This is a genomic window from Paracoccus haeundaensis (assembly GCF_006239215.1).
Lineage (GTDB): Bacteria > Pseudomonadota > Alphaproteobacteria > Rhodobacterales > Rhodobacteraceae > Paracoccus > Paracoccus marcusii.
In genome coordinates, this window is sequence record NZ_VDDC01000061.1 from 1 (window position 1) to 10,558 (window position 10,558).

Annotated in this window: 12 protein-coding genes and 1 pseudogene; 4 read left to right on the forward strand and 9 right to left on the reverse strand. The window is 55.3% G+C overall.

The features are described from left to right. Window positions 1–304 precede the first annotated feature (304 nt). Entirely contained in the window at window positions 305–1,186 is an 882-nt protein-coding gene (locus FHD67_RS19200) for a hypothetical protein (protein ID WP_139599723.1), read from the forward strand. Between the two features lie 380 nt (window positions 1,187–1,566). Beyond that, window positions 1,567–1,824 (forward strand): hypothetical protein, encoded by a 258-nt coding sequence (locus FHD67_RS19205; protein ID WP_127899890.1) that lies wholly within the window; start codon window positions 1,567–1,569, stop codon window positions 1,822–1,824. A 49-nt stretch (window positions 1,825–1,873) separates the two neighbouring features. On the opposite strand, the gene FHD67_RS19210 is transcribed toward FHD67_RS19205, so the two are convergent. The 9 genes from FHD67_RS19210 to FHD67_RS19250 all read right to left on the reverse strand — a co-directional run bounded on the left by FHD67_RS19210 (window position 1,874) and on the right by FHD67_RS19250 (window position 8,844). Continuing rightward, a complete protein-coding gene (locus FHD67_RS19210) occupies window positions 1,874–2,254 on the reverse strand; it encodes a hypothetical protein (protein WP_176695218.1) in 381 nt (126 codons plus the stop codon). A gap of 53 nt (window positions 2,255–2,307) precedes the next feature. After that, window positions 2,308–3,597 (reverse strand): Y-family DNA polymerase, encoded by a 1,290-nt coding sequence (locus tag FHD67_RS19215; RefSeq protein WP_246071360.1) that lies wholly within the window; start codon window positions 3,595–3,597, stop codon window positions 2,308–2,310. Between the two features lie 11 nt (window positions 3,598–3,608). After that, window positions 3,609–4,043, reverse strand: coding sequence for a LexA family protein (locus tag FHD67_RS19220; RefSeq protein ID WP_127899893.1), 435 nt, complete (start codon window positions 4,041–4,043; stop codon window positions 3,609–3,611). 113 nt (window positions 4,044–4,156) lie between these two features. Then, on the reverse strand, window positions 4,157–4,486 hold the full coding sequence (locus tag FHD67_RS19225) for a hypothetical protein (protein ID WP_139599726.1): 330 nt from the start codon (window positions 4,484–4,486) through the stop codon (window positions 4,157–4,159). A gap of 870 nt (window positions 4,487–5,356) precedes the next feature. Further along, complete coding sequence (locus FHD67_RS19230) at window positions 5,357–6,151, reverse strand: helix-turn-helix domain-containing protein (protein ID WP_218062359.1); 795 nt, start codon at window positions 6,149–6,151, stop codon at window positions 5,357–5,359. Window positions 6,152–6,430: 279 nt separating this feature from the next. Further along, window positions 6,431–6,985: a hypothetical protein gene (locus FHD67_RS19235; RefSeq protein ID WP_139599727.1), complete on the reverse strand. Its 555-nt coding sequence runs from the start codon at window positions 6,983–6,985 to the stop codon at window positions 6,431–6,433. 67 nt (window positions 6,986–7,052) lie between these two features. After that, window positions 7,053–7,340: a hypothetical protein gene (locus FHD67_RS19240; protein WP_127899896.1), complete on the reverse strand. Its 288-nt coding sequence runs from the start codon at window positions 7,338–7,340 to the stop codon at window positions 7,053–7,055. Continuing rightward, window positions 7,337–7,909, reverse strand: a complete 573-nt coding sequence (locus tag FHD67_RS19245) for a recombinase family protein (RefSeq protein ID WP_198143235.1) — start codon at window positions 7,907–7,909, stop codon at window positions 7,337–7,339. The genes FHD67_RS19240 and FHD67_RS19245 overlap by 4 nt, the downstream gene beginning before the upstream one ends. Window positions 7,910–8,448: 539 nt before the next feature. After that, window positions 8,449–8,844: a hypothetical protein gene (locus FHD67_RS19250; RefSeq protein WP_139599728.1), complete on the reverse strand. Its 396-nt coding sequence runs from the start codon at window positions 8,842–8,844 to the stop codon at window positions 8,449–8,451. 50 nt (window positions 8,845–8,894) lie between these two features. Between FHD67_RS19250 and FHD67_RS19255 the strand changes: the two are divergent. Next, window positions 8,895–9,652, forward strand: a pseudogene (locus FHD67_RS19255) (IS5 family transposase). A gap of 112 nt (window positions 9,653–9,764) precedes the next feature. After that, window positions 9,765–10,558: IS110 family RNA-guided transposase (locus tag FHD67_RS19260; RefSeq protein WP_139599729.1), on the forward strand; the 794-nt coding region annotated here is incomplete at its 3' end.

The window sequence follows — 10,558 nt, forward strand, 5'->3', positions numbered from 1 at the left end:
AGGAGGGCGAAGCCCGACAAACGGGCCTGGGCGGTTCTGTCAAAGGATCGGAGCCGGGGGGTGGTGCGGCCCGCAGCGCAAAGCGCGAGGACACGGCCCCCGGTGGAGACGACGCCGCAGGCGGCGCTTGTCTTTTGACAGGGCCGATCAGGTCTGTTGGCGGATATGAAATGAAAGATCGTCGGGGTGGGGGTGAGCGCGGGCCTTGGCCCGCGTCGATCCCCCGGCCCGTCCGCAGGATCAGACACAAGTCCGGCGACCAGCCGGGCTTTCTCAAGTATGATCTGCAATGGGATGAAGTATATTGGAGCTGAAATTGAGTACGAAGCTAAAAAAAGACCCTATTGGCATAGACGCTTTGGAAGAATATCTCAACGAAGCTTCAGATTTTTCATTCGAATTACGAATACTCAAAAAGCTTACAGAAATGGGTATCTCATGCGACCATGGCGGGCAGTATCGAGACCCTGATACGAAAAAGTACCGGGAATTTGACTTGCGGGTGAGTTTAACTCAAGGAGCAGCGACATTTGTAGCTGCTATCGAATGCAAGTCGATAGGACTACATTTTCCGCTTTTAGTCTCATGTGTGCACCGTAGGGAAACAGAAGCTTTCCATGAAGCTTTCCTACACTCTAAAAAGAAATCTCAAGATGCGAGTGCCCCTTTTTATTTCCCGCATATCGAAATGCCCTCAGCCATGCACGGCATAAGGATCGGAAATAGCGCCTTATATCCAACTGGTGAACCAGTCGGGAAAAGCACCGCTCAGGTGGGACGCTATGCCAACAAAGAAGATCTACATGTCAACGACGCCGAGTTCTTCGAAAAGTGGTCGCAAGCACTCCAGTCTCTTGACGACTTAGTAGATAATATTTCTGACGATGAACTTGTGGACATAGTAGGTTCAGTAAAGCCACATTGGGCGATAGCACTGCCTATCGTAGTGATTCCTGATGGAACCCTATGGACCGTCAATTATTCAGATGATGGTTCTAAAGAGGGCTCTCCATCGCAAGTAGATAGAGCATCAATATTCATTGGAAGAGAATACAAAGGCTTAATGCCGGGAGGCTCTTATATCGTTTCCCACTTGGAAGTAATGACAGAAACGGGTCTTGCAACATTCTTCGGTGATTATCTGATGAAGGATAAAGCCTTGCTCAACCTTGTCCGAGGACGTTAGCACCCAAACGGGAAGGCAGGTCCCTGCGCGAGCGATCGTGACCCGAAGGGCCGAGACTATGCCGCTGGCCTGACTATTGCGCCCCTGCACGGGCAGGCTCGGAACGAGACAAGCGGGCAGGACCAGGCGTAAAGGAAGGGCAGGGGCATAGGCTCGGGGCGCAGGCCGGCCCTTGCCGGCCGGAGCCTAGAGCGCGGTCCCTCGGGACGGGCGGTCTAGGGCGACAAGCCCTAAACCGAACGACGCGAGGGACGCTGCCTAAATTTAGCTGCTTTCAAAAGATAGACATTGCAAATCTGCATTTTTTTTGTGGTAAACTATCATCAGAGATGATTTATTAATTTGCAGTAGTGATATCAGAATTAAAGGATGTAAATAAAATGGTTGCGGCAATATGTATAGTTGGCTTTATTATACTAGGGTGTGGATTTTTCAAGCTTATTGAAAGAAAGCCTTTTTCTGACATTCCTTTAAACTGGGCAGTTATGGTAGGTATTGGCTCCGCATTTCTTCTAGTAGGATTATTCGGATTTGCTAAAGGCGCCCTTTGGCCCCAGATGACTCCCGAACAAATCTGCGTATCTCAAAGTAAGTTCTGGGTACAAGGACAATGCACAGAAATCCAACTTAAAGACTGAAGCACTATAATATTCACCCACAGATATTATTTCCTACGGGTGAATATTACTACCTAACAGAGCGGAACTCTCGTATAACGGCTGTTACGCCTTTCGATATAAGATAACAATCCTCTCGCCACTCTTTGGCATACTGGTTTTCTGTAGGGGTCAGCATATCAAGCAATTCAGTTGGCACAACTATAGCAGTCGGCCCTTCTTCTTCTGTGATTACCTTGGTATTGCAAAATCCCGCATCGTCCCACTTTACGCGTATAATCGTCGCTTTTATATGCCCCATATCTTCATATGCCAGCGCCCAATGGTCTAAGCTATTATCTTGAACAAGCATGAGAATATTTTCTTTCTCTATGCCCAGCTCGTACATTGAAACCTTACGGATATGGTTTTCAATGTCTTTACTGTCTATTTTGACCCCATTCCAACCCATTTCCGCCTCCATGTACGTTGAAGGGTTACGTTGGCACACCTTAGAATTTGCCGCTATACTTTAAGAGTTGGCAGCTCGCTGATCCGAGTTGTGTAGCGCGGTGATCGATGATCGGCCTTTGTCGCCCAAGTCCGGCTGACCCCCTCCCGCGCCAGTACCATCGTCTTCTTTCCGAACCGGTCATTGATCGCATCGAGCGCATCCGTCAGGCGCGCATCGCGCGGTCGATCCGGGGGAAACAGCATGGCGGGTCGGTCGGCCTCGGATAGCAGGTCATCGAGGATGATCCCGGCCTTGGTATAGCCATAGCCGTTTCCGGACGGATCGCCTTTCCAGCCCTTCCGTGCAGCCGCCACGGCAGCATCCACCAGGTCGAAAGTGTGGTTGGACATGGGCCGCAGGCGGATGCTGCGCGAAAACGAATGGCGCGGCCTGTCGGGCTTGTGGGGATTGGTGTGATAGAACACCGTCATCGTGCCTGCCACCAAGCCATGCTGCCGCAGCTTCTCGGCCGCCCGGGTGGCGTGGGCACTGATGGCTTGAGCCAGCGTGTCGAAGCTAGTCATGGGCGTGCCCGCGGAGCGGGTGACGGCCATGCCCTTACGCTGCGGGGGCACGTCCTCAAAATCTATGCAGGGCAGCCCGCGCAGCTCTGCCACTAAGCGTTCCAGGACAACCGTGCCGATCTTGCGGCCAAGGGCCAAAGGCAGGTCGCGCAGCTCGGCGGCAGAGTCGATCCCCTGAGCCTTCAGCTTGGCCTCGGTCGCGGACCCCACGCCCCAGATTTCTCCGATGGGAATGCGGCGCATCACATAGTCCCGGACGTCCTGGTCCATGAGATTGCAGACCCCGGAAAAAAGCGGGTTCTTCTTGGCGGCATAGTTCGCCAGCTTGGCAAGCGTCTTGGTGGGCGCGATACCCACGCAGGTCGGGATGCCGGTTTCGGTCCTGACTGCATCCCTCATTTGGGCAGCATGGGTCTCCATGCGATCCCCAAAGCCAGATAAATCGACAAAGCTCTCGTCAATCGAGTATGTCTCAAGGCGCGGGGAATAGCTGTGCAGGACCTCAGAGACTCTGCGACTTACGTCACCGTAAAGCGCATAGTTAGACGACATAGCCTTGACCCCATGCCGCTTCATCAGATCACGGATCTTAAAGACTGGCTCGGCCATGCGTATTCCGAGTGCTTTAGACTCGTCCGAACGGGCAACTACTGCGCCGTCATTGTTGGACAAAACAATGACAGGAATGCCGCGTAACGACATATCAAACAGGCGTTCACAGCTGACATAGAAGTTGTTGCAGTCGATCAGTGCAATGGGGCGGTCGGATTGCTCCACCAGGACCGCCCCTATTCTATGGGCAGGCGGCGCACGACGCCGGCGACAACTCCCCATATCTCGGTCGTCTCCGTGACCGGGATTGTGGCATAGCCATCCGCGCGCGCGCGCGGATCGAGAAACCAGACACCATCGCGCTTGGCGAGCTTCTTGACGGTAATGGCACCATCGACCACCGCAACGACGATGCGGCCATGGCGGCGCTTTCCTGCGCGATCCACGGCGATCAGGTCGCCGTCCAGGATGCCCTCTGCCTCCAGACTATCGCCGGACACGCGCCACCAGAAGGTCGCATGCTCATGCCGCACTACCCACTTGATCGGGTCGATCGTATCCTCAAGATCATCCGCGGCGGGTGACGGAAAACCGGCTGGAACCGGCATGGATGCCAAAGGCACATGCCGGTCGATGAGCGTGATCTTGATAGGGCTGAGGTGCAGGGTCATGACTATTAGAACAATACGGGAACACTAGCCATAACCCGAACACCCCCTGCGGCGTCAAGGACGGATGAGAAAAGTTAGCTCCTAAGCCTGACTTGGGCTCTCATTCCGGACATTCAGGCTCCCTGCGTGGACTTGATGACAAGCCCGATGGATTCTCCAGCATAGTTCGCACCCATCATGAAGCCAGCAGCCCATGTCCTGATGCGGTTGTGGGCCTCGATAGGGTTATGGCTTTCATCCTCGGACAGCAGAAGTTCATAGACTGGAACCGGATTTTCCCCCTCCCTCGTGCTGCACAGGCTGAGCCTGATAACACTGTCTGCCTCTGTTTCCTGTCCGCGATCTTGCAGTTCTGCAGCGGTCAGATGCTCCAGAACCAGAAAGCCTTTTGTACCTGGTGGGGGCAGGAGGTCGAATAGCAGCTTTAGGTTCTCTTTCATCATCAGTTCCGTCACGACAGGTTGCGGCCTAGCCAGCACAATTATGAGCGGCGGATGAGGTAAGGTATTCCTGACCTAAATGTAAAGCTATTGCCAAAAACAACCATAAATTTATCACTGACTGTAACGGATACAGCTACAGGTATGCTAAATAATAGCATACTATGGGCGTATGTCTTGGAAAGATCACCTGACGCCGATTGAGCGGAATGAGCTTCTTGAAGCCGAACATCGCAAGATGGAGGTTATAGAAGCCTACAATGCGATCTGGCGCAGGTTGAAAACCCGGTGCGATGCTCGGAAAAGGCGGCACGGAAGCAAGAGCGAGGACGATGACAATGACGCATGTTCATCATCATGATACCCAAACGGTCGCGTCTCGCTTTTGCGGGCACTGCGGCACGGAGGTCAGTGGAGGCTACACGGTCTGTGCGGCGTGCGGCGCCAACTACCGTCGCAAGGGACGGGGCCTTTATATTGGCATCCTCTTGGGCGTCCTTGGCGTCCAGGCGCTCGTTACAGGTGAATGGGAAGGCGCCGTTGTCCTGCTTGGCGTAGGATTTTTGTTGATCCGTCACGCCCGCCAGCGTGCTTGGTATCGCAGAAACGCCTAACGATGCTCTCCCTTTGCATCGTTCTGAATCAGTCTGATCCACACATGCACGGCTGAAAAACTCGCCTACTACGCTCTCATGGCATGAAACGGCCTTGTAACGCTGTTCGGCTTCTACACGCTTATTTCTCCAGCCATGCAACATCGCACCAAGAACTCCGGTCGAGGCATTATCTGTAACGGTCATGCTTCTTCTGCGCATATCATGGGGATCGGTGCTGCTCTAAGCACGCGGCTTGATATGACACGGGCTGTCGGTACTAGCTCGCAGCATAAGAATAAGAGGTAGCTTGGGATTCAGTCCGCTTAGCGGACTCGCGTAAATCAATGGATTTTCCCAGCTGTGCGAGAGCTTTTCCAAGAGGCGAGTCACCACACTGGAATGTGGCGTAGCTACTGAGATCCAATGTTGCTTTGAACTCTGCCTCCATGGCGCTGCGATCAGCTTGCTCGCGTCCCTCATCCTCGGGCAAAGCGGGACGGCTTGCCCAACGTCCCAAAAGCGCCAGGGCGCGTTTAGGTGCCGACAGGCGATAGGCATTGCTGACCTGCCTGACCTGCGGCCCACGACCTTCATTTGGGGTCGGCTCGTACCGGCGTAGCCAGTCCAGAAAGCCATGATCGCGCAACGCCTTCATGGCGCGAACAACCGCGTCACGCGACCGCTTCAGCTTTCCGGTGATCCAGTCAAGTGAAGGGTCCAGTCGGCCTGTCTTGAAGCTTACAAGGTTGGCGAAAAGGGTCAGAAGCTCCAGTGCCACGCCACCCAAGGGGCCATTGCGCCGACCGGGTTTCTTGCCTTCCAGCTCATAGCGTTGCGCAGCACGGAGGATTTTCTGAACCTCCTGACGCGACGTGCCATGCCAGAAAGATGCTTCGCACGATCCTACCCGCCGAGAGTTGCGACGAATTGGGGTGCCGCCTGCTGCACGGTCGTCGGCGCATGCGCCTAAAATCACGCTCCCAAGGCGTTTGAAAAAAGTGCCGCCTGTCGCGGCTGTAGTCGTAGACATATCCTGCTCCTCGAATTCAAGAAGCGCGGTGTCCGCAGGCAAGTCTCATCCGCTCGCACAGATGCGCTTTTGCTCTTGATTTTCGGGGACGGGGAGATAACTATAGCAGGTGAACAAGTGCTAATTCAGGTCGCCAAACCTGTGTTATCAACCTTAAGCCCCCTCGTGCGGACCCCCGCGCGGGGGGTTTTGCTTTTGGGCCGGTCTTTTATCTGATTCTGCTCGTCCCTTTCCCGTTTGCGGGCATTTTGCCGATCACCTTACGCATGCAAGGGGTTAGCGGCAATTCTTTGTGTAGCCGTCGGCGGCTCTCTACACGCATCAGTATCTGACCCACTCGGTGGTATACGCACCGGTATGGTCCTGCATCCGCAGGAGGATGGCCCGGAAGTTACCAAATTCTGAGCTAAAGGCGTTGCCTGTATGCGTGGTTACCGCAGCACTGACCCAGCTCGGGACATTGCTTTGTGCCTGCCGGACAAAGTCACCCTCGCGATTGTAGAAATTGCGGATCGCGGTTGTAGAGACTTCACGGCCACCACTGCCACTTTGGCTTCGCTTAGAAAGCTCCCAAACCTCAACGGCATCACGATACTGCCGTATTTCTGGGGTGAGACCGTCTGAGCCCAGATTAGGAACAGGTACTGACCCGCCGCCGCTCATCGGACAGTTCCAGAGCTGCAACGGCGGCTCAATCGGCCACGGCGTCACTCGTCGGATCACCTCGACCTGGGCGGCTGTGCATTCAGCTGACGGAGGAAACCCACCGGCCATGCACAAGAGGATCGCGCAGTCGATGGGGTAAGCATCCGCTATCGGCGCTGACGCCAGAGAGGCCGACGCGAAAGCTGCTGCAGCTAGGTATTTCAGTCGCATCACAGACCTCCGTTCGAGCGAGCTACCATAGGCAAACGACAGGTTACAACATAAATGAAATGTTTAATCATTCAACAATGTTTCCAGCTATCGCGCTTTTGTATCGTTCATGCCACCGGTTGCCCTGTTGGATTATGTCGGCCTGAGACTGCTGCAAACACAGCAAATAGGCATTCAGGTCGTTGAAATAACGGTCATACTCGTCCCTGACAGATAGACCGTAATGGGTGAGTGCCTGTGCGTCCTCGATGGGATCATTCGGCGTTACACACAGATGAAGCACCTGCTGCATTGAGGGTTCAAGGCCCGGCGCAGTCATCTGAGCAAGCGCAAGGATCGCCAATGATGCGATCATTTTGAGGCGTCCAATTTCAGTGCGATGGCACGCATAAGGGTAGCACGGCTAACTCCAAGTGCCTTCGCTGCTTGAGCCTGTGTCATTTTCTTTGAGGCCAGCCAGTCTTGGGCCTGACGTATCTGTGCCGGGGTCAAAAGGCGTTTGCGCCCGAACTGGCTGCCTCGGCTTCGCGCGGCTTCAAGGCCAGCTTTTGTTCGCTCCGCAATCAGATCTCGCTCAAACTGAGCAATCATCGCAAAGACGTGGAAGATCATTCTGCCCTGCGGGGTCGTCGTGTCGATCAATTCGTTCAGCGATCGGAGGCTGATGTCTCGGTCAGAAAGATTATTTGCTATCGCGATCAGCTCTTTAACGCTGCGCGCGAGCCGATCCAGGCGCCAGACAACCAGCGTATCGTTAGGAGAAAGCTTCGCCAAAAGGTTCTGCAGTTGCGGCCGGCCATTCTCATTTGCCCCGCTGCCCACCTCAGACACGATGTAGTCACACCCGGCCGCCTCAAGGGCATCGTTCTGTAGACGATGATCTTGGCCGCTTGTCGATACTCGGGAATAGCCAACTGTCGCCACGTGTGGCCTCATCAATGCTGCAGAAGTCACCCCATACTGGGCATGTCGCAAAACTCGCTTATTTGACGGATTTTGCAACACGTTTGGCGTTGCTGCATCAACGATCGTTTCTGAACATGGCTGGCATGTGGGTAGAGGGGAGGGCATCCACTGATCCGCGATAGGTCTCTTAAGCGCGGGGTCTGGAGGGATTTGCCGAGCTAAGAAAGCAGAATGGCTCTTTGGTCAGGCAGATTGGTTAATTTTGCGTTTGCGCTTGACTCGGTATGGGCAATCTAGATTTGACTTCCCGGTCAGGCAATCTGCTTCTGGCTTGCCCGCTTGCCCGCTTGCCCGCTTGCCCGCTTGCCTCAAAGCGGACGGTCAGCGGTCGGCGCAGCATCGACGCGAAGAGCCCATCAGCGACGTTCGTGCAAGCTGCAGCAAATGCAGGCGCTGCAAGAGTAGCCGGCCCAAACCGGACCTTCGGCCTATCTTCAAGACAATAGGTTATGCTCGTTAGAGGCGACACTCGCCCCGTACGCAACATTAGGCAACTCTCAGTTCGGCACTTCTACGTTTAATGCTGCGTACGCCCACGATTTGTAGTCTTTTGACGAATCTTGTAGGTATTGGTGCGGATCAATCTCATGTAGAACGACGTCTCGTGGCACTGTGAATTTGATCTGCTTGTTAAGCAAACATCCGATCACATAATCATTGAATTCATCCTCGTGGAACTCGCATGCGACGATCCCAAAGTGCTTGCTGAGCAAAGGATCGATATTTGAGTAAATGAAATTCAAACAGTCAAACTGCACATCGCCATCTCGATCATCGACAAAATGCTGAACTTGGTTTCGGAGTGCTGCAATGCGCCGATAGCTATTTATGTCCGGAACTTTGATGCCCGCAGTGGCCCATAGTACGCTTGGCAGACTAGGCTCCAGACCCATTGATTTTACGTCCTTTGCGTGATTCAGGCCGCCGTAAGGAGACCTGATCGATGAGCAACCTGTTCTGGCTGACGGAAGCGCAGATGGCGCGCCTTCGCCCCTACTTCCCCAAGAGCCATGGCCGCCCACGCGTGGACGATCTGCGGGTTCTGAGCGGCATTATCTTCATCAATCGCAATGGCTTACGGTGGTTCGACGCACCGAGGGAATATGGACCGGCCAAGACGCTCTATAATCGCTGGAAGCGTTGGAGCGATAACGGGGTTTTTGCACGGATCATGGTCGGCCTGGCCGCAAAGGACAATGATCCCAAGACGATCATGATCGACGCGACGTATCTGAAGGCGCATCGCACGGCTTGCAGCCTGCGTCCGAAAAAGGGGGGCGCGGTCGCCAGATCGGTCGAACGAAAGGCGGCATGAACACAAAGCTGTACGCCGTCACCGATGCGAAAGGCAGACCGATCCGGTTCTTCATGTCGGCAGGGCAGGTCAGTGATTACACCGGCGTGGCGGCGCTTCTGGACAGCCTGCCGCAGGCCAACTGGTTTCTGGCAGACCGGGGCTATGACGCTGACTGGCTGCGAAAAGCATTGCAGGACAGAGCGATAAAAGCCTGCATCCCCGGTAGGACGTCGCGCAAGAAGACCGTGAAATACGACAAGCGCCGCTACAGAAGGCGCAATCGCATCAAGATCATGTTCGGTCGTCTGAAGGACTGAAGACGTGTCGCCACACGTTACGACAGGTGCCCGGAGACCTACCTTTCCGCAATCGCATTGGCCGCAACCGTTCTGTTCTGGCTGTGATCAAGAACGAGATGCCGTAACGGGGCCTGCGCTGCGACCTGCCCATTACCGTTTTCAAACCAAGGGCAATCTGGCGCCATTCCCGTATTGGATCCATCGGGAGGACTGCGGGATGAAGCTGTTTGTCGGACTGGACGTGTCGCTGGAGAAGACCGCGATCTGCGTCATCAGCGAGCATGGGAAGATCGTGAGGGAGGCGCAGGCGGCCAGCGAGCCGGAAGCGCTGGCACGCTGGATTGGGAACCTGGACGGCACCATCGCCGTCGTCGGTCTCGAAGCCGGTCCGCTGTCGCAATGGCTGCATCGTGGCATGACCGAGGCGGGCCTGAGTGTAGTCCTGATGGAGACCCGGCAGGTGAAAGGTGCTCTGAAGGCGATGCCGATCAAGACGGACCGACGGGATGCCGAAGGCACTGCGCGCCTGCTTCATCTTGGCTGGTTCCGGCCCGTTCATTGCAAATCCGTCTCGGCACAGGAGGTGCGCGCTCTGCTGAGTGCTCGCAAAGCCGTGCAGCAGGGCTTTATCACCTTGGAGCTGTCATTGCGTGGATTGCTGCGGAACTTCGGGCTGAAGGTCGGCGCGATCTCCCGCGGCAGGTTCGAGCACCGCATCCGAGAGCTGACAGCAGAAAACCCGATGCTGTTTGCCGCGACGGAGCCGATGCTGCGGGCGCGGGCATCCATTCGACAGGCGCTTGCAGGACTGAAACGCCGGGTCCGTCAGTTGGCGCAAGACGACCCTGTCTGCCACCGTCTGATGTCGATGCCGGCCATGGGCGCGGTCGTGGCGCTGACCTATCGTTCCGCAGTTGATGATCCCTCGCGGTTAACATCGTCGAAGAAGGTCGGACCATGGGTCGGCCTCACGCCTTCACGCAACCAGTCAGGCGAACGCGACATCTCTGG

What these genes read in the sequence shown, in the direction of transcription:
- FHD67_RS19205 (WP_127899890.1), top strand. Translation starts at nt 1,567, where the DNA reads ATGGTTGCGGCAATATGTATAGTTGGCTTTATTATACTAGGGTGTGGA.
- FHD67_RS19210 (WP_176695218.1), bottom strand. Translation starts at nt 2,254, where the DNA reads ATGGGTTGGAATGGGGTCAAAATAGACAGTAAAGACATTGAAAACCAT.
- FHD67_RS19220 (WP_127899893.1), bottom strand. Translation starts at nt 4,043, where the DNA reads ATGACCCTGCACCTCAGCCCTATCAAGATCACGCTCATCGACCGGCAT.
- FHD67_RS19225 (WP_139599726.1), bottom strand. Translation starts at nt 4,486, where the DNA reads ATGATGAAAGAGAACCTAAAGCTGCTATTCGACCTCCTGCCCCCACCA.
- FHD67_RS19235 (WP_139599727.1), bottom strand. Translation starts at nt 6,985, where the DNA reads ATGCGACTGAAATACCTAGCTGCAGCAGCTTTCGCGTCGGCCTCTCTG.
- FHD67_RS19240 (WP_127899896.1), bottom strand. Translation starts at nt 7,340, where the DNA reads ATGATCGCATCATTGGCGATCCTTGCGCTTGCTCAGATGACTGCGCCG.
- FHD67_RS19250 (WP_139599728.1), bottom strand. Translation starts at nt 8,844, where the DNA reads ATGGGTCTGGAGCCTAGTCTGCCAAGCGTACTATGGGCCACTGCGGGC.